Genomic DNA, 21,952 nt, shown 5'->3' on the forward strand with positions numbered 1-21,952 from the left:
GCAAAAGCCCCGGCGCGCATGCGAGCCGGGGCCTTCGTTCACTCCAGGGTCAGTAGACGGTGCGCTTGGGTGCGGTGCGCACGTGGGTGGTGTAGAGCGTCAGGCCGGTGAAGGCCAGGCCGCCGACCAGGTTGCCCAGCGCGGTGGGGATCTCGTTCCAGAGCATGTAATCCATCACCGAGAAGTCGCCGCCCATGATCATCGCAGAGGGGAACAGAAACATGTTCACCACCGAATGCTCGAAGCCCATGAAGAAGAACAGCATGATCGGCATCCACATGGCGATGACTTTGCCGCTGACCGAGGTGGAGATCATCGCGCCGACCACGCCCATCGAGACCATCCAGTTGCACAGCATGCCGCGCAGGAAGATGGTCGCCCAGCCCGCTGCACCGAACTCGGCGTAGCCCAGTGTGCGAGCCTCACCAATGTGCGAGATCTTCTCGCCGATCGGCCCCGGGTCGGTGGAAAAGCCCATGGTGAAGACGAAGGCCATCATGAAGGCAACCACCAGCGCACCGGCGAAGTTGCCGAGAAATACCCAGCCCCAGTTGCGCAGAATGCCGCTCACGGTCACGCCAGGACGGCGGTCGAGCAGGGCCAGCGGAGTGAGCATGAATACCCCGGTGAGCAGGTCGAAGCCCATCAGGTAAAGCATGATGAAACCGACCGGAAACAGCATCGCGCCGACCAGCGGCGAGCCGGTCTGCACGGTCACGGCCACGGCGAACACCGCGGCGAGGGAGAGGATGGCGCCAGCCATGAAGGCGCGGATCAGTGTGTCGCGGGTGGACATGAAGATCTTCGATTCACCGGCGTCCACCATCTTGGTGACGAACTCGGAGGGGATGATGTAGGACATGGCGGTCTCTCTGAATGGCAGTAAGGGGCCAAGCCCCCGACGGCGGTCGCGGGGCGCTGGCTGAGCGATGTGAATTGCTGGCGAATTGAGGTCAGGTTCGCGGCCAAGGCCGCTCCCATGGATCGGTACGATTTGGGAGCGGTGAGCCGCGCGAGTGAACGGCGGCGATCAGCCAACGGCGATTTGCACCTCGTCTCCCTCCAGACGCACCGGCCAGACGCGCAGGCTTTGTTCGGGGTATTCCATGCAGCTGCCGTCCTGCAGGCGGAAATGCTGCTTGTACAACGGCGAAGCGATCACCAGCTCACCCTTGAAGTTGCCGACGATGCCGCGGCCGATGACGTTGGCGCCAGACTTGGGGTCGCGGTTGTCGATGGCGAACAGCTGCTCGCCTTCGGCGTTGTCGGGCAGGTGGAACAGCGCCACCTGGGCGCCTTCGTGCCAGGCCACCACACCGGAATTGGCGACCAGATCGGCACGGCTGCACAGTGCCTGCCAGGCCGCCGGGGCTGCGGAACGGGAGTCGAGACGAACGACGTTGGACTGGCTCATCAGAGCACCTCCTGGGTAAGTGGGATCAGGTGAAGTTCGCTGGCGCGCACCGGCCGACGCTGGCCGCGCTCCTTGACGAAGTGGATGTCGGGGTCGCCGCGACCGTCGTTGACGAAGGTGCGGAAGCGCTTGAGCTTTTCCGGGTCGCTGATGGCATTGGCCCATTCGCACTGGTAGCTGTCGACCACGTGCTGCATCTGGCTTTCCAGCTCGGCGGCAAGACCCAGGCTGTCGTCGAGGACCACTGCCTTGAGGTAGTCCAGGCCGCCTTCCAGGCTCTCGCGCCAGACCGAGGTACGCTGCAGCTTGTCGGCGGTGCGCACGTAGAACATCAGCACGCGGTCGATGGTGCGGATCAGCGCTTCGTCGTCGAGGTCGGTGGCGAACAGCTCGGCATGCCGTGGGCGCATGCCACCGTTGCCGCAGATGTAGAGGTTCCAGCCCTTGTCGGTGGCGATCACGCCGATGTCCTTGCTCTGCGCCTCGGCGCATTCGCGGGTGCAACCGGATACCGCGAACTTGATCTTGTGCGGCGCACGCAGGCCCTTGTAGCGGTCCTCCAGGCGCAGCGCCATGCCGACGCTGTCCTGCACGCCGTAGCGGCACCAGGTGCTGCCGACGCAGGATTTGACGGTGCGCAGGCTCTTGCCGTAGGCGTGGCCGGTTTCGAAACCGGCGGCGATCAGCTCGCCCCAGATGTCCGGCAGTTCGTGCAGTTGGGCGCCGAACAGGTCGATGCGCTGGCCGCCGGTGATCTTGGTGTAGAGGTCGTATTTCTTCGCCACGGCACCGATGGCGATGAGGCCATCCGGGGTGATCTCGCCACCCGGGATGCGCGGCACCACCGAGTAAGTGCCGTTCTTCTGCATGTTGGCCATGAAGGTGTCGTTGGTGTCCTGCAGCGGAATCAGCGCCGGATCGGTAATCGGCTGGTTCCAGCAGGAGGCGAGGATCGAACCCACCGTCGGCTTGCAGATGTCGCAGCCGACATGGCCACGGCCGTGCTTGGCCAGCAGTTCGGCGAAGCTCTGGATGCCCTCGACGCGGACGATGCCGTAGAGCTCCTGACGGGTGTAGGCGAAGTGTTCGCACAGGCTCTTGTCCACCGCCACGCCGCGCGCCGCCAGTTCGGAATCGAACACCAGCTTGAGCAGCGCATTGCAACCGCCGCAGCCGGTAGCTGCCTTGGTTGCGGCCTTGAGTTCGCCGAGATCGGTGACGCCGGCCTCGACCTGGCAGCACACCGCGCCCTTGCTGACGTTGTGACAGGAACAGATGGTCGCGCTGGCCGGCAGGGCGTCCGGCCCAAGGGTCGGAGCGCCCTCGGTCTGCGGCAGGATCAGCGCGGACGGATCGGCCGGCAGCTTGATGCCGTTCTGCGCGTACTGCAGCAGCGTGTCGTAGTAGCTGTTGTCACCGACCAGTACCGCGCCGAGCACGGTCTTGCCATCGGCGGATACCACCAGTCGACGGTAGCTGGCACTGGCCTCGTCGATGAAACGGTAACTGCGCGAGCCGGGTGTGGCGCCGTGGGCATCCCCGATGGAACCGACGTCGACGCCGAGCAGCTTGAGCTTGGTCGACATGTCGGCGCCGTAGAAGGGCTCGTGCGGTTCCTCGGCCAGCTGCGCGGCGACACTGCGCGCCATGCTGTAGCCGGGCGCGACCAGGCCGAACACGCTGCCGTTCCAGCTGGCGCACTCGCCGATGGCGAAGATCGCCGGGTCCGAGGTGCGGCATTCGCTGTCGATCACGATGCCGCCGCGCGGAGCGATCTCCAGCTCCGCGACATGGCCGAGGGCGTCCTGCGGGCGGATGCCGGCGGAAAACACGATCAGGTCGGTTTCGAGGAATTCGCCGTCGGTGAAGTTCATCCGCCAGGCGTAGTCCTCGCCGGTAACGATCTCCTGGGTGGCGCGCGACAGGTGCACGCCGACGCCCAGCGCCTCGATGCGCGCCTTCAATGCCGCGCCGCCTTCGCCGTCCAGTTGCACCGGCATCAGGCGCGGGGCGAATTCGACGACATGGGCTTCCAGGCCGAGCGACTTCAGCGCGTTGGCCGCTTCCAGGCCGAGCAGACCGCCACCAACCACCACACCGCGCGTGGCGCCGCTGGCGGCCGCACGAATCGCATCAAGGTCGTCGAGGGTGCGGTAGACCAGCCGCGCGCTGCCTTCGGCACCGCTGATCGGTGGCACGAAGGGGTAGGAGCCGGTGGCAAGAATCAGTTGGTCGTAGGGCTGGCGGCCGGAACTGGTAACGACCTCCTTACGTTCGCGGTCGATACCCAGCACCTGTACGCCCAGATGGGTGTAGACGCCGTGGCTGCTGTAGTAGTCAGCCTCGCACATGGCCAGCGACTCGGCATCGCGACCGCCGAAGTATTCGGACAGGTGCACGCGATCGTAGGCACGCTGGCGCTCCTCGCCGAACACATGCAGCTCGTAGCGGGTGAGGGCGCCGCGCTCGATCAGCTGTTCGATGCAGTGGTGACCGACCATGCCGTTGCCGACGATGACCAGTTTTTCGTGCGTGAGCGGAGTGACGGTAGAACTCATGGCCTTTCCTCAGTCGAGCTGCTGCGGCACTGGGCCGGCAAAACGCAAAAAGGCGCCTGGAGCTGGTATCAGCTCCAGGCGCCTTTGCCTGGTAATTAGTGGTGTGTGGGGTGGTCGGTCAGGCCTCGTTGCCTGCTACACCCGGTCCCGCGCCTGTTGGCTTGACGGTCGCCGCTGACCGTCTGGGACGTCCTGCCGCGAGGCGGCAGGTGTTGTCAGGGTGGTTGCAGGTTGTATGCCAGCTTGTCCGGCAGCATGGATTTGCGGCTGTAAGGCGCGCGATTGCGCGGTGTTGCGCGGTGCCTGGTCGCTCGGATGCTGAGCGATCAGCCTCCGTGACTGCGACCTGAGCGCGGCAGGCTTGAACCAGAACAGTGCGACGGTGCGGGCGCGCTCCCCGCTTTGGGGCGATCAGGACCCGAGGCCGGGCGCAGATTGTTTCTGCATCAGGCGCCAAACGCCTCGTGGAGCAATTCGGGCAGTGCCTTGCCGGCGGGCAGTGCAAGCAGGTGTTCGCGGTTGCCTGCAGTCGGTTCGCCCTGCGGATTGATATGCACCACGGTGGCTCCGGCGTCACGCGCCCGATGCGGCACCTCCGCGGCGGGGTAGACCACGCCGGAGGTGCCGACCGACAGCAGAAGGTCGCATTCGCCAGCCGCCTGGAACGCGGCACTGAGTGCAGCGACGGGCAGACTTTCCCCGAACCAGACGACGCCGGGGCGCAGCCGTCCGCCGCAGTGGCTGCAACGGGGCGGTTCGAGGCGCCTGCCACCTTCGGGCTCGTCGGCAGCCGGCAGCGGCTCGGCTGGCTCGCGGGCGCAGGCGAAACAGCGCGGTCGGTGCAGGCTGCCGTGCAGGTGAATGACATCCTCGCTGCCGGCACGCTCGTGCAGGTCGTCGACGTTCTGCGTGATCAGCGTCAGTTGCGGTACATGGCGCGCGAGGTCGGCGATGGCCAGATGAGCAGGATTCGGCTGGGATTGGAGGACGCGCATGCGCCGCCATTCATACCAGCCCCAGACCAGCGCCGGATCGCGGCGAAACGCTTCGGGCGTGGCCAGCTCGCCCGGATCGAAACGCTCCCATAAACCGGTCAGCGCGTCGCGGAAGGTCGGGATGCCGCTCTCGGCGGAAACGCCGGCACCGGTGAACACGACGACATGGCGCGCCGAGCGCAGGGCGGAAATCAGAGACGCTGGAATCACGTTCGGGCTCCGGGGTGCATGGATGGCTCACTATCAATACCATCGTGCTGTGGGCTTTTTCAAAACGTCGGCTGGTCGAACGGCGTTCGCGAGGGGCTGTTGTTCAAGCAGCACATCGTGTTTCGCGTCGGAGTTCTGACCGTCCGGCTGCTCGCCGTGGCCATCTGTCACCTACTTGACGGACGTCAACGTCGCCCGCAGCGGCTCGCGGATGATGCCGCGTAAAGCAACAGACGCGATATTCGCAGCCGGGAGGCTCTCATGCTTGGCTCAGTGACCTGGGACGACGCGCTGGTACAACGCTACGGACAGATCGGGCAGAGGCACTGCACCTATCCGGCTGCGGCCGATTTCAGCGACCGGATCGCCCCGCTGGATCTGCTGCGTGCGTTGCGCGAGGGGCGTCGCGCCGGCCGCCCGCTGTCGATATCCATTCACCAGCCCGGTGGCGTCGAGCTGCAGCCTGGCGAGGCCGCGGCCTATCAGCTGCGGCTGCACCGCGAGATCGAACAGCTCGGTTGCCATGCCGGGCCGCTGCAGCAGGTCGAGCAGTTGCGGCTGAGCACCGGCACGCTGGGCATCGCCGCGTTACGAGAACTGATGACGCTGCTCAGAAGCCGTTTCAGTTTCGTCGATTCCCATGCCGGCAGCTTTCTCGCTGAAGTCGAGCTGGCTCATGTCGACTGGCCGCTGATTGGCGCGCTGCACGAGCTCGGCTTCAACCAGCTCAGCGTCGCGGTGCCCGATCTGCGCGCGGACGACGGCAGCACGGTCGAATATTTCCGCAGTTCGGCGCGCATCCGCGGGGTGATCGAAGCCGCCCATGCGTTGCATTACCGCTCGGTGAATCTGGATCTTGGCTACGGCAGGTCCTGGCAGACGCCGGCCAGCTTCGCGCGCAAGTTGGCGTCGATCATCGAGCTGGCGCCCGATCAGGTAACGATGTTCGATTACCGCGACGCGCCTCTGGTCGCTTCCAATCCCGCGCGCCTCGGCCTGGCTTCGGTGGCCGATACGCTGGCGATGTACCGCCATGGTGTCGAGCAGCTCAGCGCCGCCGGCTACCGCTACATCGGGCTGGGCAAGTTCGTCCTGCCTCACGACGATCTGGCGATGGCTCAGGAGATCGGCGCGCTGCACCACGATATCCATGGCTACACCCTGCACGGCGAATGCGATCACCTGGGGTTCGGGGTGGGCGCGATAAGCCGGGTCGATGGCCTTTATTGTCAGAACGCCAGCACCGCGCAGGCCTATCAGCAGGCGCTCGACCAGGACCAGCTACCGAGCATTTGCGGTCTGCACGCCAGCCATGTCGATCCGCTGCACCAGTCGCTGCTCGAACACCTGCGCTGCACCTTCGCGCTGGATTTCGACGCGCTCAGCCAGCACTGCGGCGTGGATGTGCGGCAGCGCTACGCGCGGCATTGGCCTGCGCTGCAGCAGCTGCATGCCGATGGGATGATCGTGCTGGACGACAGCGGGCTGGAAATCCCGCTCCACGCTCGGCTACTGGTGCCGGCGGTGTGTGCGGCCTTCGAACAGCCAAACGCAATGGCGATTGGTCATTCGGCCGGGCGCCGGCGGCGCTGACTGGCGCCGCCGCTTCACCGCACGGTGAAGCGGCCGCTGAGGCTACCGAGGCGACCGGCCAGCGCGTGCAGCTGACGACCATCGTTATCCAGCTCGCTGGCGTCCCCGGCGTTACGCTCGGCGACCTGCTGCACGCTCTGCAGATGACGCCCCATATCGGCTGAAACCGCGGTCTGTTCGTGGGTCGCGGCGGCAATCATTTCGTTCATCTGGCTGATGCCCTCGATCTCGCTGGCGATGGCGTCCAGCAGGGCGGTGGTGTCCTGGCTGCTGCTCACGCAACGGGCCACGCTGTCGCGGCTGTTCTGCATCGCTTCGGTGGCCTTGCGACTGCCTTGCTGCAGGCGGCTGATGATGCCCTGGATCTCGGTGGTGGAAGCCGCGGTCTTCTGCGCCAGATTGCGCACCTCGTCGGCGACCACGGCGAACCCGCGACCCTGTTCCCCTGCTCGTGCGGCCTCGATGGCGGCATTGAGGGCGAGCAGGTTGGTCTGTTCGGCGATGGTACGGATCACCTCCAGCACGCGGTCGATCTGCTCCGATTGCGCGGCCAGGTCCTGAACCACGCGGTCGGTGCCTTCGATGTGTTCGGCAAGGGTGCCGATCTCGCTGCGCACGCCGCTGACCGCGCTGCGGCCCTGGCCGGCCTTCTGGCTGGCACCCTGGGCAGCCTGCGCCGCGCGATCGGCGTGGCCGGCGACGTCATCGATGGCTACGGTCATCTGCTGCATGGCTTCGACCATGTAGGCAGTCTCGTCCAGTTGGCGGCTGGCACCGTCACGCAGCTGGCGGGTTGCCTCGCTGAGGTTGGCGGCGGTGCCGCCCAGCCCCGCGGTGTCGCGTACCACGGCGCCGACCAGATCGCCCAGTTGGTCGAGCAGTTGATTGAAGCGCTGGGTGACCGGCCCGCTGACCTGGCTGCGGTAGCTCAGATCGATGCGTTCGGGACGCGCGGTGATGGCGGCGGCAGCGCCGAGCAGCGCTTCGCCTTCGCGGGCCTCGGCGGCGGCACGGATTGCCAGATAGACCAGGATTGCGCTTTCCAGCACCACGTAGAACGCATGCAGGAATACCTCGCCCCAGTTGCCATCGGGCATCAGGAATACGTCGGTGCCCTGTTGTTGCAGGGCGAAAAAGCTCAGGTGGTGCACGGCGATGGTCAGTGCAGCGACCACGATGGGCAGCCAGTCGCGGTAATACACCAGGAACGCCAACAGGGCGAAGATGCCGAAATGCATCTCCAGCATGCCGTGTGCCTGGTTGATATGCAGCGCGGAGAACACCATGAATGCGGCGCCGATCAGGCAGCGCAGCAGACGTTGACCAGGGATCAGCATGTACAGCGCAGTTACCGCCACGCCGGTCAGCCCGCCGATGACCAGTGCTTGCGCCCAAGTGCCATGGAAAGCCGCCACGCCGAACGAGTAGGCGACCAGAAACCAGATCACACCCAGCATGATGCGATCGGCCTTGAGGTAATGCGCTTGCAGCGTGACGCTTTCGCTGTTCATGGATGACTCCGGGTGAAAGTCCGCACTCCTGTTATCGGGCGCCTCATGCCGCGCTTGATCCGTCGTAGAGCGGTTTCCGACGAGCGCCCGGTTTGGCCAGCAGCAGCTGTGCGGTGCCGATGGCGCGCTCGATGAAGCCGCCCTCGCAGTAGCACAGGTAGAACTCCCAGAGCCGGTAGAAATAGTCGTCGTAACCGTGGCGCTCCAGCTCGCCGCGGGCGCGGCGGAAGTTCTCGTGCCACAGGCGCAGGGTGCGCGCGTAGTGTTCGCCGAAGTCCTCCATGTGCAGCAGGTTCATGTCCGAGTCGCTGGCTACGATATTGAGCATGCGCTGCATGGAGGGCAGGGCACCGCCGGGGAAGATGTAGCGCTGGATGAAGTCGACGCTGCGGCGCGCCTGTTCGTAGCGCTGGTCGCGAATGGTGATGGCTTGCAGCAGCATCAGCCCGTCGTCCTTGAGCAGCCGCGAGCACTGTCGGAAGTAAGTCGGCAGGAAGTCGTGGCCGACCGCTTCGATCATTTCGATGGACACCAGCTTGTCGAACTGACCGTCGAGATCGCGATAGTCCTTGAGCAGCAGGGTGATGCGGTCCTGCAGGCCCTGTTCTTCGATGCGCCGCTGGGTGTAGGCGAACTGTTCGCGCGACAGCGTGGTGGTGGTCACCCGGCAGCCACGGTGGATGGCGGCATAGAGCGCCATGCTTCCCCAGCCGGTACCAATCTCCAGCAGATGGTCCTCGGGCTGCAGGTCGAGCTTTTCGCAGATGCGTTCGAGCTTGTGCAGCTGGGCCTGTTCCAGATCCTGTTCGGGGCTGGTGAACATTGCCGCCGAGTACATCATGGTCGGGTCGAGAAACTGCTCGAAGAGCTCGTTGCCGAGGTCGTAATGGGCGGCGATGTTGCGCTGTGAGCCGCTGCGGGTGTTGCGGTTGAACCAGTGCAACGCCTTGATCACCGGCTGGCCGAACAGCGCCAGGCTGCCGCGCTCGATGTTGTCGAGCACGTCCATGTTGGCGACGAACAGGCGGATCACCGCGGTCAGGTCGGGGCTGTGCCAGTAGCCGTGAATGTAGGCTTCGCCGGCGCCGATCGAGCCGCGCGCGGCGATCAGGCCCCAGGCGGCACTGTCGGTTATATGAATTTCTGCCTTGAGCGGGCTCGCCAGATCGCCGAACTGCTGGCAGACATCGCCGTGTTGCAGTCTCAGCAACCCGTGGCGCAGGTGTTCGAGCTGATTCAGCACGGTACGGCGCAGCAGGCTGCTGGCCAGTCCCATGCCCGCCAGCGGACGGACTTTGACGGTCAGGCTAGGGCTCTTCATGGCGGGCTCCGGTGGGTTGCGGGACGGCCAGCCCGTACGCCTTGGTAGCGGGCTGATGGGTGAAGATCGGTGTGCGCTTGAGCAGCAGGCGCAGCGCCTGCCAGTAGATGGCGAGCAGGGTCTTGGCGGTCATCCAGGGGAAGCCGAGCAGGTAGCGGTGCACCGCGCCGCAAGTCAGCGCCTGGCGTTGCAGACCGAGGGTGGCGTCAAACAGCTTCTGCTCGCCCTGCCAATCCTCCATGTGCACGCCGATGCGTCGTCCCGGCGGGTTGAAGCGCATGCGGTATTCCAGCTCGCCGGGCAGGAACGGCGAGACGTGGAAGGTCTTCGCCACCGTGCAGCGCAGGTTGCGATTGCCGGATGCCGGCAGCACGTAGTGATAACGCTCGCGCCAGGGGGTGTTGCTGACTTCGCAGAGCACCGCGGTCAGCTGTTCCTGTTCGTCGAAGCAATAGAAGAAGCTGACCGGGTTGAAGCACAGCCCCCAGCTGCGCGGCTGGGTCAGCAGGCGCACGGCACCGGTGACCGGCCGCCCGAGGGCTTCGCTGACCCGCTGGCGGACCGCGTCGGCCAGCGCGATGCCCTGGCTGGTGTATTGCGGCAGGTAGTCGCGCTCGCGGAAGGAAAATGCGGCGAAGCGGGCACGCCCACTCAGGGGCGAAAGCCCGAGCACGGCGTCCTGTTCGGCCAGGTCGAGGTACAGCAACCCCATGCGATAGCTGAACGCATGGGCCCGTGGCGCGAAGCGCCGATGCTGCACCCAGCCGCTGTACAGCGCGCTGTGCACGATGGCGCTGCTCACAGCGACTCTCCGAAGGCGGCGGCGACGCGCAACGCGCTGACCACACCGTCCTCGTGGAAGCCATTGCCCCAGTAGGCACCACAAAAGTAGCTGTGCCGGGCGCCGAGGAGTTCGTCGGCACGGGTCTGCGCGGCGATGCCGGCCAGGCTGTATTGCGGGTGGGCGTAGGAGAAGCGCGCGAGGATCAGGTCCGGATCGATCGCTTCGCTCTGGTTGAGGCTGACGCAGAAGGTTTCCGGCGACTCGATGCCCTGCAGGATGTTCATGTTGTAGGTCACCGCGGCCTGCTGCGCGGTCGGCCCGCCGAGGCGGTAGTTCCAGCTGGCCCAGGCGCGGCGCCGCTTGGGCAGCAGGCGCGTATCGGTGTGCAGCACCACGTCGTTTGCGGCGTAGCCGATGGCTCCGAGGATCTCTCGTTCGACCCGGCTCGGTTCGGCCAGCAGGCTCAGCGCCTGGTCGCTGTGACAGGCGAAGATCACCTTGTCGAAACGCTCGGCACCGGCCGGGCTCTGGATCGTTACGCCGTGCTCATCGCGCAGCACCTCGAACACCGGGCAGTTGAGACGGATGTGCTGGCTAAAACCCCGCGTCAGTGGCGATATATAGGCACTGGAGCCGCCTTCGACGACGTACCACTGTGGGCGATCGCTCACCGACAGCAGCCCGTGGTTCTTGAAGAAGCGGATGAAGAATTCCACCGGGAATTCCAGCATGTCGGCCAGCGACATCGACCAGATCGCTGCGCCCATCGGCACGATGTAGTGATCGATAAAGCGCTGGCTGTAGCGGCCCAGCTCGAGATAGGTACCCAGGGTGACGTGGGCACCGAGGCGGCCGTGCTTGTAGTCGTCAAGCGCTTCGCGGTTGAAGCGCAGGATGTCGCGGATCATGCCCCAGAACGGTGGCGAGAACAGGTTGCTGCGCTGGGCGAACAACGTGTTGAGGTCGTGGCCGTTGTATTCCAGGTCGCTGAGCGGATCGCTCACCGAAAAGCTCATTTCGGTCGGCTTGTAGCGCACTCCGAGCTTGTCCAGCAACTTGATGAAGTTGGGGTAGGTCCAGTCATTGAAGACGATGAAGCCGGTGTCCACCGCGTAGTCCCGGCCGTGCAGGCGGAAGTCCACGGTATGGGTGTGGCCGCCGATCCAGCTGGCCGATTCGAACACCGCGACCTGGTGCTGACGGGACAGCAGATGCGCACAGGTAAGTCCGGCAATACCGCTGCCGATGATGGCGATTTTCATGGTTATCCTTCCTTGAGAGGCGTACGCGCCAGTCGCCGGCCGAGGGCGAATTGCAGGCGTGCGGGCAGCAGTGAGAGCAGGCGCAGCACAGAGATGAACGGCGCCGGAAACGCGATGTGCAGCGGGCGGCGTTCCAGCCGTCGGGCGATCTGCCGTGCGGCCTTGTCCGCCGGCCAGCTCATGGGCATGGGAAAGTCGTTGCGACGGGTCAGCGGTGTGTCGACGAACCCCGGGCTGACGAGGGTGACGTCGATGCCTTCGTTGGCCAGATCCAGACGCAGCGATTCGAGCAGGTAGCGCAGCGCCGCCTTGGATGCGCCGTAAGCCCCGGCACGCGGCAGCGGCAGCCAGGTCACCGAGCTGCCGACGCCGACCAGATGCGGGCGCACCCCTTGGCGCAGCAGAGGTAGTGCCGCCTCGATGCAGTAGCCGACAGCGAGTACGTTGGCGCCCATCACGCGCTCCAGCAGCGCCGCGTCGAATCGGCCGGCGTCGATGTATTCGCAGGTGCCGGCGTTGAGGATCACGCTGTCCAACGCGCCCCATTGCGTCTGGATGGCGGCGCCGATGTCGCGCACCTGTTCGCTGTCGGTGAGATCGCCGGGCAACACCAGCACACGCCCCGGGTAGCGCCGGGCAAAGGCCTGCAGCGGCTCGGCGCGGCGTGCCGACAGCGCCAGGCAGTGCCCGTCGGCGAGCAGCTGACGCGCCAGTTCCAGGCCAATGCCACTGCTGGCGCCGGTCAGCCAGATACGTCGCGAGAGGTTCACGCGAGCCTCCGCTGCAGCCAGCGAATGGCCGCGCCGAGCAGGGGCACATGCTGATAGAGCAGGGCACCGGCATCGAAGTAGTCGCGGTGGCGGACGACCTTGCCGGCGCCGTTCCAGCGCAGCAGCGAGCAGCCTTCGAGGCTGATCAGCTTGCCGCCGTTCAGCCGCGGATGTCGGTAACTCATGATCCAACGCAGATAGCCCTGGCCGTCGCATATCTCATCGTGGCTGATGAACTCGAAATGCAGATGTTCGACGTTGGCATACAGCTCGCTGAAATAGCGCTCCAGCTCGACGAGCCCGCAGACCTCATGCAGCGGGTCGGTGAAGTGCACGTCGGCGCTGTAGAGGTCGCGCAGGCGGTCGAGATTGCTCGCGTCGAGGCGGGCGAACTCGCAGGCGAAAGACCGCAGGAAGCCGCTCATGCTTGCGCATCCGGCAGGTTGCGGAAGGCATCCAGCGCCCGCGCCCGGCTGGCGCCGAGGTCGACGATGGGGGCGGGGTACTCGGTTACGCCGAACAGGCTGCGGTGCGCCGACGGGTTATGCACGTCGCGCCTGCTCAGGTGCTGCAGCTCGGGAAGCCAGCGGTGCAGGAACTGCCCGTCCGGGTCGAAGCGTTGCGACTGGCTGATCGGATTGAACAGGCGGAAGTAGGGCACCGAATCCGTGCCGGTGGACGCGCTCCATTGCCAGCCGCCATTGTTGGCGGCCAGGTCGCCGTCGATCAGGTGACGCATGAACCAGCGCTCGCCCTCACGCCAGTCGATCAGCAGGTTCTTGCTGAGGAACATGGCGACGACCATGCGCAGACGGTTGTGCATCCAGCCGGTTTCCTGCATCTGGCGCATGGCCGCATCGATGATCGGAAAGCCCGTGCGGCCCTGCTGCCATGCTTCCAGCTCGTACGGCGCGCGCCGCCAGGGCAGTGCCTCGGTTTCCGGGCGAAAGGCGCGGTACATGGATACCCGCGGATAGCCGACCAGGATGTGCTTGTAGAACTCGCGCCAGAGCAGTTCGTTGATCCAGGTGGTGACGCCGGTGCTGCCGCTGTCCAGCTCGCCCTGGTTGTAGCCAAGCGCCGCGTGCAGGCACTGGCGGATGGAAATGACACCGGCGGCGAGGTAGGCCGAGAGCTGGCTGGTGCCGGGCTCGGCGGGCAGGTCGCGGCGCTGGTGGTATTCGTTCAGGTCGTCCTCGACGAACGCTGCCAGGCGCCGCTGGGCGAAGGCTTCGCCGGCTGGCCAGAGCGCGCGCAGATAGTCCGTGGGTCGCGGAAAACCGGTGACCGTCGTGGGTATCGGGTCACTGGTGATACCCAGCGGCGCCTGGGCCGCAGGCACCGGCTCGCAGGTTGGCAGCGATACGCTCAGGTGGGCGAGGCAGGCCTTGCGGAACTGGCTGAACACCTTGAAGTAGCTGCCCGACTGCGTCTGTACGCTGCCCGGAGTGAACAGCAGCTGGTCGAGATAGCCGCGCACGCTGATGCCGGCCGCTTCCAGATGCGTCGTAACTGCCTGATCGCGGCGCTGCTCGTTTACCCCGTACTCGTCGTTGTAATGCAGCCGCTGCACGCCCTGTTCGCGGCAGACCTTCAGCAGCGCGTCGGGTACCGCCTGCCAATCATCGACCTCGCGAATCAGCAGCGGGACGTTGAGCGCGCCCAGCCGCGTCGACAGCTCGGCGAGGTTACGCAGCCAGAAGTCGACTTTGCACGGGGCATCGTCGTGGGCGAGCCATTGCCCCGGGGTCACCAGATACAGCGCCACGGTAGGGCCGCAAGCCATCGCAGCCGCGAGGGCGGTGTTGTCGCTTGTGCGCAGATCGCTGCGCAGCCAGAGCAGCTGGGTCATGATGCACTCCCTTCGCTACCGGGCAGCAGGCCGGCGCCATGCAGCTGCCGCAGGGCGCCGAGGGGACCCTCAGCGAGCATCAGCCCGCGATGTCGGTGCAGCTCGGGTGCATGGATATGAACGGCCGGCCCGGCCACACAGAGCGGCGCGACGCTTTGCTCGATCAGACGCGGCAGGTCGCGTTGCAGGCAGTTGCCCGGCAGGCTGTTGCTCGCATAGAGCAACAGGGCGCGCGGCAGGATGCGCTCCATCGCCAGGTTCAGCTCGTTTAGCGGTACCGGCCACTCGACGACTTCAACTGGGCAGTCGGTGCTGGAGACGAGCCAGGCGGTCAACCACAGACCGGGTGCGAAGGACTCGTTATCCAGATTGGCGAGCAACAGCGGACGCCCGACCTGCTGCCGGTTGTTGAAATAGATGCGGGTCGCCAGTTTGCTGCGCAGCCAGGAATGAACCAGCGCCCGCTCCACCGCTGCGCCGTACTGGCCCTGCCAGCGCTGTTCGAGTGCCTCGAGCAGTGGATGCAGCAGGTGCTGGCAGAGCGTGCGCGGCGGATACAGCGCCATGGCCCGGTTGAAGGCATCGTCCAGGCGTCGTTCGCTGAGGCGGTCGATGGCCTGCAGCAGTTCTTCGAGCAGCTCCGACCACTGGTTCTGCCTGGGCAGCTCCGGCGGCGTGGTGGTGTCCAGCAGCGGCTTGATCTGGCTGACCGAAACGCCGCGATTGAGCCAGGTGAGGATGTCGCGGATGCGCTGGATATGTGCTTCTTCGTACAGCCGATGACCCTTGGGCGTGCGCAGCGGGACGATCAGCCCGTAACGGCGCTCCCAAGCACGCAGGGTCACGGCGTTGACGCCGGTGATGCGCGCCACTTCGCGGATCGGCAGGAGGCCGTCGGCCGTCAGCTGCGTCAGGTCCGTTGATTCATTCATGTTCAGATTCCGTTGCGCAGGCTGAGGGTTTCGGGATGCGGCTGCATGTAGGCCTGGCGTGCGACGTAATGATCGGGATGCCGACGGAAGTGGTGCTTGAGCAGGGTCAGCGGCACCACCAGCGGGATGACGCCGGCGCGATACTGATCGATGAGGTGGCGCATCTCGCGGCGGTCCTCCGCGCCAAGCGCGTCCTTGAGGTAACCGCTCAGATGCAGCAGCACGTTGCAGTGCGTACCGCGGGTGGCCGGCTTCTTCAGCGCCTGCATCAACTGACTGAAGTACTGCGGTGCGAACTCCTCCAGCGAGTGTTCGGCCAGTTGCGCGACCAGCCGGCCGAGCACCTTGTACTGCAGCGGGTTGCTCGCCATCAGCTGGTACTTGTAGCGCGAGTGGAAATCGACGATGGCCCGGCGGCTGAGGCCGGCCTGGCGCAGGCGCTGCCAGTCGGCATGGGCATAGACGCGGGTGAGGAAGTTTTCGCGCAGCACGGCATCGTTCAGTCGACCGTCCTCTTCGACCGGCAGATCCGGACAGGCCTGCATCAGCGCCTGGGCGAACACGCCGCTACCACCTCCGGGCTGGGTATGGCCGTTGGCGGCATAGACCTTGACCCGCTCCATGCCGCAGGACGGCGATTTCTGCATAAGGATGTAGCCGTTGATGTCGTGCAACTGCTCGGCGATCTGCCGACCGTAGGCGGCGAGGGCTTCGGTGACGTCCAGCTCGGGACGTACGGTGCCGACAGCCTTTGGTGCGTCGGTGTCGCCGACCAGGCGGATCGGCTCGCGAGGTGTGCCAAGGCCGATGGCAACCTCCGGGCACACCGGCACGAACTCGAAGTGCTGCGCCAGGGTCTCGCTGCACAGGCGCGATTCCTTGTGGCCACCGTTGAAACGCACCGGATTACCAAGCAGGCAGGCGCTGATTCCAATCTTGGGCGTGGGGAGCTTGGTGTGCATGATGGCGACCTCGTCTTGTACAAGTTGGGTTTCTGTACAACTTGTGGCCATCATAATCGTGGTGTTGTACAAGTCAATACAGAATGTACAACTAAGTGCATAATCCTGTACAAATGTCGTCAACGAGTGGCTTTGTATAGTTGTCGCTGCGTACGGAGGGTTTTTTTGGTGGCTGAGCGATCTACAGCGCTTTTCGGCCGGCCTGATGTGCGCCAGTGACTCAGCCGAAGCGGTGGCGTGAAAATGCTGTACGGTTCATGTGCCTGTGTATAGGTGTATGCTTTCAAGTAAGTCGTCCAACCCGCGCAATGGCTGCGCGTCAGGAGCTCACCATGAACATCTTGTTGACGGGCGGTACCGGGCTGATAGGGCGCGCGTTGTGTCGGCGCTGGCTGGCGGACGGGCATCGGCTGTGGGTATGGAGCCGCACGCCGCAACGCGTTGCCGCGTTGTGTGGTGCCGAGGTGCAGGGTGTGGGCAGCTTGCAGCAGCTGGATGCCGTGGCGCTGGACGCGGTGGTCAATCTGGCCGGCGCCCCCATCGCCGATCGGCCATGGACCAAGTCGCGCAAGGCGATGCTTTGGGACAGTCGGGTCAAGCTCACCGAACAGCTGGTCGAGTGGCTGGGCCGGCGCGAGCAGAAACCGGCGCTGCTGATTTCTGGTTCCGCTGTGGGTTGGTACGGCGACGGTGGTGAGCACCGCCTGACCGAAGCCGATCAGCCGGTCTCCACCGATTTTGCCAGCCAGCTGTGCAATGCCTGGGAAGAGCGCGCGATGGAGGCGACAGTGCTGGGAATGCGTGTGGTGCTGGTGCGTACCGGGCTGGTGCTGGCGCGTGACGGCGGCTTTCTCCAGCGGTTGCTGCCGCCATTCAGGCTAGGTTTGGGCGGGCGCATCGGCGATGGTCGGCAATGGATGCCGTGGATTCATATCGAAGACCAAATCGCCCTGATTGATTTTCTTCTGCGCCAGCCGGCGGCAAGCGGGCCTTACAATGCCTGTGCGCCGGCCCCGGTGCGCAACGTCGAGTTCACGCGCAGCCTTGGCCGCTGCCTGCATCGCCCGACGGTATTGCCAGTCCCGGCAGCGGTGCTCAAGCCCCTGCTCGGCGAGTTGGCCGGATTGCTGCTCGGGGGGCAACATGCGTTGCCGCAGAGGGCCGAGGCGGAAGGTTTCCGCTTCCGTTTCAACGATCTGGATTCAGCCCTGGCCGACCTATTGACGCCTCCCTGAAGGTGGCGCCCTGTGTGAAAATAGCGCGCCCCCCGCTTGGGGTACGGCGCAACCTAAAAAACAGTAGTCAGGAAAGTTGCATGACAGAGCAGGCGTTGTTGTTGGTTAATCTGGGTTCGCCGGCCTCCACGGAAGTCGCTGATGTACGCCGCTACCTCAACCAGTTTCTGATGGATCCGTACGTTATTGATCTGCCGTGGCCGTTGCGGCGCCTGCTGGTCTCGCTGATCCTGATCAAGCGCCCCGAGCAATCGGCGCATGCGTACGCCTCGATCTGGTGGCCGGAAGGTTCGCCGCTGGTGGTGCTGAGCCGCCGTCTGCACGAGGCGGTACGTCCGCACTGGACGCAAGGCCCGGTGGAGCTGGCGATGCGCTACGGCGAGCCCTCCATTGAGACCACGCTGACGCGTCTGGCCGGGCAGGGCATCACCCAGGTCACCCTGGCGCCGCTTTATCCGCAGTTCGCCGACAGCACCACGACGACGGTCATTCAGGAAGCGCGCCGGGTCATCCGCGAGCGCGGACTGTCTCTGCAGTTGTCGATCCTGCAGCCGTTCTACGACCAGCCGGAGTACCTCGACGCGCTGGCCGCCAGTGCCAGGCCGCATCTGCAACAGGATTTCGATCATCTGCTGCTGAGTTTCCACGGGCTGCCTGAGCGTCACCTGCACAAGACCGATCCAACCGGCGCGCACTGCCTGAAAGGCGATGATTGTTGCCAGCGTGCCGAGGGCGAGGTACTCGCCAGCTGCTACCGCGCGCAGTGCATGCGCACCGCCGCCGGCTTCGCGGCGCAAGCCGGGTTGAGTGACGATCAGTGGTCGGTGTCCTTCCAATCGCGCCTCGGTCGCGCCAAGTGGATCGAGCCCTACACCGAGACGCGTCTCGACGAGCTGGCGCAGCAGGGTGTGAAAAAGCTGCTGGTGATGTGCCCGGCCTTCGTCGCCGACTGCATCGAAACCCTCGAGGAGATCGGCGATCGCGGTCGTGAGCAGTTCATCGAGGCGGGTGGCGAGGAACTGGTGCTGGTGCCCTGTCTGAATACCCACGAGGATTGGGTAAAGGCGCTGGTGACACTCTGCGGTCGCGCGCCTCTGGCGCTCTGACCGCAGCCTCGGGGACGCGTCGCGCGGCGATGCGTCCCACGTCAGGCTGTCACGCCGTCGTCCGCCTCGGTGCTGCGAACCAGCTCCTCGAACGCATCTGCCGATAGCGGTCTGCCGAACAGATAACCCTGATAGCGATGGCAGCCATTGGCGAGCAGCATCGCCCGTTGTGGCTCGCTTTCGACGCCTTCGGCGATGACCTCCAGGCCCAGGCCGGTCGCCAGTGCGCAGATGGCCCGGACGATGGTCAGGCTGCTGCTGTCGTCTGGCAGGCGGCGAATGAAGGTCTGATCGATCTTCAGCTGATCGAGCGGCAGCTGCTGGAGATAGCTCATCGAGGAATAGCCGGTACCGAAGTCGTCGATGGCGAAACGGATGCCGTGCTGCTTGAGCCGCGTCATGCGGGCGATCGCTTCGGGCATGTTGTCCAGCAGCAGCGTTTCGGTCAGCTCCAGCTTCAGCCGGGCCGGATCGGCACCGCTCCTTTCCAGCAGCTCGAGCACCCCCTCGACGAAATTGTCTTGGTACAGCAGGTGTGCACTGAGGTTGACCGAGAGACTGAGGTGGGCGAATTTCGGCGTTTCGGCCCAGCGCGCCAGTTGTGCGCAGGCCTGGGCCAGCACCTGTTGATCGAGGGTGTGGATCAGACCGGCGTGTTCGGCCTGCGCGATGAATGCCGCCGGAGTGAGCAGACCGCGCAGCGGGTGCTGCCAGCGCACCAGCGCCTCGGCGCCAATGATGCCTTCGGTCTGCTCCAGCTGCGGCTGGAAATTGAGTATGAATTCGCCGTTCTTCAAGCCCAGGCGAATCTCTTCCTCCAGACGCAACCGTTCCTGCACGGCCAGCTGCATGCGCGGGTCGAAGAAGCGCAGGGCGTTCTTGCCGGAAATCTTCGCTTCGTACATCGACATGTCGGCGCGCTTCATCAGCTCGTCGCTGCTGCTGGCTTCGGCACCGAACAGCACCACGCCGATACTGGCGCTGCTGTACAGCGCGAGATCGGCCAGGCGATACGGCCGATCCAGCGAGTTCAGCAGCTTCATGCCGATGTGCTCGGCCTGGCCCGCCGCGCGTAGCGGATCGTCACCGAGGTTCTCCAGCATCACCACGAACTCGTCGCCACCCAGGCGCGCCACCGTGTCGCTGGCGCGCACCTCGGCGTGCAGACGTTCGGCGGCGATGCGCAGCACCTGGTCGCCGGTCTGGTGCCCGTGCAGGTCGTTGATGTTCTTGAAGTTGTCGAGGTCGATGAACATCAGCGCGCCCAGCTGATTGCCGCGGCGGCTGGCGGCCATGGCCTGGTGCAGGCGGTCGAGCAGCAGTCGGCGGTTGGGTAGACCGGTCAGCGGATCGTAGAACGCCAGATTATGAATTCGCTCTTCGGCCGCCTTGCGATCGGTGATGTCGGTAAAGGCGGCGACATAGTGCGTAACCTCGCCGAGCGCGTTGCGCACCGCGCTGACGGTCAGCCATTCGGGAAAGATCTCGCCACTCTTGCGCCGGTTCCAGATTTCGCCTTCCCATACGCCGGTGGTTTCGATGCTCGACCACATGGCGCGATAGAACTCCGGGCCGTGCTTGCCGGATGCGAGCAGAGCGGTGGTCTGACCGATGGCTTCGGCGGGGCTGTAGCCGCTGATGCGGGTGAAAGCCCGGTTGACCCGCAGGATGCGGTTCTGCGCGTCGGTAATCAGCATGCCCTGCTGCGATTCGAAGGCGATGGCGGCGATCCTGCGCTCCAGCTCGGTGTTCACCCGTTCGGTGATATCGCGGCTCAGCCAGACCACCGCGCGCTTCTGTCCTTCCGGCTGCTCCAGCGGCAGCGCGCGGCCTTCGAACACCTTGAGGCCACCCTGAGTCGGCAGGCAGTATTCGATCAGCTGCGGCACATCGCTGTTCAGCGTCAGCTGAATGAAGTCGAGGAAGCGACGTTCTTCCTCTTCGGGCATGACGTCGTGCAGGCGGCGACCGAGCAGCTTGCTCGGATCGTCATACAGCAGGCTTCGTTCGGCGCAGAGGATTTCCAGGTAGCGGCCATCCTCGTCGAGCACCATGAGCAGGTCGGGCATGGCTTGTGTGATGGCGCGCAGCCGAGCTTCGCTGAAGCGCAGCGCCTGCTCGGTCTTGTCGCGCTCCAGCAGATCCTTGAGCAGGACGCCGAGGGTCGCGGTGGCGATGGGCAGCGCCAAAAGCGCCGGCAAGGCAGCTTCCCGTACGGCGGCGGTGCCGAGGTCGCTGGGTAGCATCAGTGCGATCAGCGCCAGTGCGGCAAGGTGCAGCAGCAAACCGAAAGCGAGCAATTGCCAGAAGCCAATGCCGAGCAGACGCTTTCGATATGCACAGCCGTAGGCGAGTCCGAGCGCGATCGGCAACACCACGTTCGCCAGCCCCGGTACCACACCGGGCCCGCCCAGCCAGAGGCGGTAGGCGCCAGCCAGGGTGCCGGCGATCGTGGCCACCAGCGGCCCGCCGAACAACCCGGCCATGCTCAGCACCACGGTGCGCGCGTCGAGGATGATCCCGGTGTGGCCGACGCTGGTGATCAGCATGCCGATGATGCAGGCGCTGCCGAACCAGAGTCCGGCGAGCAATTGAGCAGAGAGCTGACCGCTCCGGTTCCAGCTGCGGGTGGTAAAGGCCAGCAGCCAGCACAACGCGAGCAGCATGACCGCGTTCTGTACGACGGCATTGAGAGTCAAGACAGAATCCTAGGGCGCAACCGCCCACTGCAGGATGGTGAAATGGCGATTTGCCAGTATCCCATATCCACCGCTACCGAGTAACGGCACTTAGGTAGGGTTGTCCGGGGTACTTGAGGGCGCAGCGCTGCCGCATCGTTGAGCCAACGGCCCGCCGGACGCGGGCCGGGCGGCGTGCTCAGTTCTGCGCGAGCTTCGCCTTCAGTTCGCGAATCTCGGCTTCCAGCGCTTCGACGCGTTGCAAGGCGTCGACCTCGGCGGTGACGTTCTTCTGGATGCCGATGAAGTAGGTCAGCTGATCGGCCTCGTTGAACACCGGCGTGATGGAAAGCTCGTTCCAGAACGGTGTGCCGTCCTTGCGGTAGTTGCGGATTATCTGGCGGCACGGCTGGTTGTTCTTCACCGCCTCGCGAATGGCCTGCAGGGCCGGCTGGTCGCGGTCCTCGCCCTGCAGGAAGCGGCAGTCGCGGTAGAGGATGTCGTCGACCGCATAGCCGGTCAGCCGCTCGAACGCCGGGTTGGCGTAGATCAGGATGTTGTCATCGCCTTCCTGTTCGGCGACCACGATTCCGTCGTTGGAGGCTTCGATAACCAGTTGCAACAGCTTGGCATTGATCATGTCACGACATCCTGAAAGGGCATGCCGCGCATTCTAGAACAACTTGGTCCGCTCGGTGCTTGCAAGTGCCATCAGTGGCCTGTTTGGCAAGTTCAGTTGGTCAATTTCGGCGCCCATGGCCCCGATACT

18 protein-coding genes are annotated in these 21,952 nt (G+C 65.1%); 3 read left to right on the forward strand and 15 right to left on the reverse strand.

The genetic code is table 11. The annotated features are described in order from the left end of the window. Positions 1-49: 49 nt before the first annotated feature. The 4 genes from F753_RS25775 to F753_RS25790 form a co-directional block, all read right to left on the reverse strand. Positions 50-862, reverse strand: a complete 813-nt coding sequence (locus F753_RS25775; protein WP_014820396.1) for a formate/nitrite transporter family protein — start codon at positions 860-862, stop codon at positions 50-52. A 168-nt stretch (positions 863-1,030) separates the two neighbouring features. Beyond that, positions 1,031-1,414: a nitrite reductase small subunit NirD gene (gene nirD, locus F753_RS25780; protein ID WP_023443714.1), complete on the reverse strand. Its 384-nt coding sequence runs from the start codon at positions 1,412-1,414 to the stop codon at positions 1,031-1,033. Then, positions 1,414-3,972, reverse strand: coding sequence for a nitrite reductase large subunit NirB (nirB, locus tag F753_RS25785; RefSeq protein ID WP_023443715.1), 2,559 nt, complete (start codon positions 3,970-3,972; stop codon positions 1,414-1,416). Before nirB ends, nirD begins: the two co-directional genes overlap by 1 nt. 446 nt (positions 3,973-4,418) lie before the next feature. Then, positions 4,419-5,177 (reverse strand): SIR2 family NAD-dependent protein deacylase, encoded by a 759-nt coding sequence (locus F753_RS25790; protein ID WP_023443716.1) that lies wholly within the window; start codon positions 5,175-5,177, stop codon positions 4,419-4,421. Between the two features lie 261 nt (positions 5,178-5,438). On the opposite strand from F753_RS25790, the gene F753_RS25795 reads away from it, so the two are divergent. Next, a complete protein-coding gene (locus tag F753_RS25795; RefSeq protein WP_023443717.1) occupies positions 5,439-6,770 on the forward strand; it encodes an oxygen-independent coproporphyrinogen III oxidase in 1,332 nt (443 codons plus the stop codon). A 14-nt stretch (positions 6,771-6,784) separates the two neighbouring features. Here F753_RS25795 and F753_RS25800 read toward each other — a convergent pair whose 3' ends face one another. Genes F753_RS25800 through F753_RS25840 form a run of 9 tightly spaced genes read right to left on the reverse strand, consistent with a single transcriptional unit; the run spans position 6,785 to position 16,164 of the window. After that, positions 6,785-8,281: a methyl-accepting chemotaxis protein gene (locus F753_RS25800; protein WP_023443718.1), complete on the reverse strand. Its 1,497-nt coding sequence runs from the start codon at positions 8,279-8,281 to the stop codon at positions 6,785-6,787. A 43-nt stretch (positions 8,282-8,324) separates the two neighbouring features. Continuing rightward, positions 8,325-9,602, reverse strand: coding sequence for an SAM-dependent methyltransferase (locus F753_RS25805; protein WP_023443719.1), 1,278 nt, complete (start codon positions 9,600-9,602; stop codon positions 8,325-8,327). Next, positions 9,589-10,389, reverse strand: coding sequence for a DUF1365 domain-containing protein (locus tag F753_RS25810; RefSeq protein ID WP_031297091.1), 801 nt, complete (start codon positions 10,387-10,389; stop codon positions 9,589-9,591). The genes F753_RS25805 and F753_RS25810 overlap by 14 nt, the downstream gene beginning before the upstream one ends. Positions 10,390-10,400: 11 nt before the next feature. Continuing rightward, complete coding sequence (locus tag F753_RS25815) at positions 10,401-11,648, reverse strand: NAD(P)/FAD-dependent oxidoreductase (RefSeq protein WP_023443721.1); 1,248 nt, start codon at positions 11,646-11,648, stop codon at positions 10,401-10,403. A 2-nt stretch (positions 11,649-11,650) separates the two neighbouring features. After that, entirely contained in the window at positions 11,651-12,418 is a 768-nt protein-coding gene (locus F753_RS25820; protein ID WP_023443722.1) for an SDR family NAD(P)-dependent oxidoreductase, read from the reverse strand. After that, entirely contained in the window at positions 12,415-12,843 is a 429-nt protein-coding gene (locus F753_RS25825) for a nuclear transport factor 2 family protein (protein WP_023443723.1), read from the reverse strand. Before F753_RS25825 ends, F753_RS25820 begins: the two co-directional genes overlap by 4 nt. Beyond that, positions 12,840-14,270 carry a deoxyribodipyrimidine photo-lyase gene (phrB, locus tag F753_RS25830; protein ID WP_023443724.1) on the reverse strand — a complete coding sequence of 477 codons (1,431 nt, stop codon included), beginning with the start codon at positions 14,268-14,270 and terminating at the stop codon, positions 12,840-12,842. The genes F753_RS25825 and phrB overlap by 4 nt, the downstream gene beginning before the upstream one ends. Further along, positions 14,267-15,202, reverse strand: a complete 936-nt coding sequence (locus F753_RS25835) for a MerR family transcriptional regulator (protein WP_023443725.1) — start codon at positions 15,200-15,202, stop codon at positions 14,267-14,269. Before F753_RS25835 ends, phrB begins: the two co-directional genes overlap by 4 nt. A gap of 2 nt (positions 15,203-15,204) precedes the next feature. Beyond that, complete coding sequence (locus F753_RS25840) at positions 15,205-16,164, reverse strand: YbgA family protein (protein ID WP_023443726.1); 960 nt, start codon at positions 16,162-16,164, stop codon at positions 15,205-15,207. Between the two features lie 332 nt (positions 16,165-16,496). On the opposite strand from F753_RS25840, the gene F753_RS25845 reads away from it, so the two are divergent. Both F753_RS25845 and hemH read left to right on the forward strand, forming a co-directional pair. Beyond that, the gene (locus F753_RS25845; RefSeq protein ID WP_023443727.1) at positions 16,497-17,399 is read left to right on the forward strand and encodes a TIGR01777 family oxidoreductase; all 903 of its coding nucleotides are present in this window, start codon (positions 16,497-16,499) and stop codon (positions 17,397-17,399) included. A gap of 80 nt (positions 17,400-17,479) precedes the next feature. Then, the gene (gene hemH, locus F753_RS25850; protein WP_023443728.1) at positions 17,480-18,505 is read left to right on the forward strand and encodes a ferrochelatase; all 1,026 of its coding nucleotides are present in this window, start codon (positions 17,480-17,482) and stop codon (positions 18,503-18,505) included. Positions 18,506-18,546: 41 nt separating this feature from the next. On the opposite strand, the gene F753_RS25855 is transcribed toward hemH, so the two are convergent. Together F753_RS25855 and F753_RS25860 are read right to left on the reverse strand one after the other, a co-directional pair. Continuing rightward, positions 18,547-21,204: an EAL domain-containing protein gene (locus F753_RS25855; protein WP_023443729.1), complete on the reverse strand. Its 2,658-nt coding sequence runs from the start codon at positions 21,202-21,204 to the stop codon at positions 18,547-18,549. Between the two features lie 178 nt (positions 21,205-21,382). After that, on the reverse strand, positions 21,383-21,823 hold the full coding sequence (locus F753_RS25860; RefSeq protein ID WP_014820379.1) for a PAS sensor domain-containing protein: 441 nt from the start codon (positions 21,821-21,823) through the stop codon (positions 21,383-21,385). Positions 21,824-21,952 lie beyond the last annotated feature (129 nt).

The sequence above is a fragment of the Stutzerimonas chloritidismutans AW-1 genome (genome assembly GCF_000495915.1).
GTDB classification, from domain to species: Bacteria; Pseudomonadota; Gammaproteobacteria; order Pseudomonadales; family Pseudomonadaceae; genus Stutzerimonas; species Stutzerimonas chloritidismutans.

Excerpts from the sequence above, each read along its gene's own strand:
- F753_RS25825 (WP_023443723.1), bottom strand. The coding sequence starts at position 12,843 with ATGAGCGGCTTCCTGCGGTCTTTCGCCTGCGAGTTCGCCCGCCTCGAC.
- F753_RS25845 (WP_023443727.1), top strand. The coding sequence starts at position 16,497 with ATGAACATCTTGTTGACGGGCGGTACCGGGCTGATAGGGCGCGCGTTG.
- nirB (WP_023443715.1), bottom strand. The coding sequence starts at position 3,972 with ATGAGTTCTACCGTCACTCCGCTCACGCACGAAAAACTGGTCATCGTC.
- F753_RS25805 (WP_023443719.1), bottom strand. The coding sequence starts at position 9,602 with ATGAAGAGCCCTAGCCTGACCGTCAAAGTCCGTCCGCTGGCGGGCATG.
- F753_RS25815 (WP_023443721.1), bottom strand. The coding sequence starts at position 11,648 with ATGAAAATCGCCATCATCGGCAGCGGTATTGCCGGACTTACCTGTGCG.
- F753_RS25840 (WP_023443726.1), bottom strand. The coding sequence starts at position 16,164 with ATGCACACCAAGCTCCCCACGCCCAAGATTGGAATCAGCGCCTGCCTG.
- F753_RS25800 (WP_023443718.1), bottom strand. The coding sequence starts at position 8,281 with ATGAACAGCGAAAGCGTCACGCTGCAAGCGCATTACCTCAAGGCCGAT.
- hemH (WP_023443728.1), top strand. The coding sequence starts at position 17,480 with ATGACAGAGCAGGCGTTGTTGTTGGTTAATCTGGGTTCGCCGGCCTCC.
- F753_RS25795 (WP_023443717.1), top strand. The coding sequence starts at position 5,439 with ATGCTTGGCTCAGTGACCTGGGACGACGCGCTGGTACAACGCTACGGA.
- F753_RS25860 (WP_014820379.1), bottom strand. The coding sequence starts at position 21,823 with ATGATCAATGCCAAGCTGTTGCAACTGGTTATCGAAGCCTCCAACGAC.
- F753_RS25775 (WP_014820396.1), bottom strand. The coding sequence starts at position 862 with ATGTCCTACATCATCCCCTCCGAGTTCGTCACCAAGATGGTGGACGCC.
- nirD (WP_023443714.1), bottom strand. The coding sequence starts at position 1,414 with ATGAGCCAGTCCAACGTCGTTCGTCTCGACTCCCGTTCCGCAGCCCCG.
- F753_RS25835 (WP_023443725.1), bottom strand. The coding sequence starts at position 15,202 with ATGAATGAATCAACGGACCTGACGCAGCTGACGGCCGACGGCCTCCTG.
- phrB (WP_023443724.1), bottom strand. The coding sequence starts at position 14,270 with ATGACCCAGCTGCTCTGGCTGCGCAGCGATCTGCGCACAAGCGACAAC.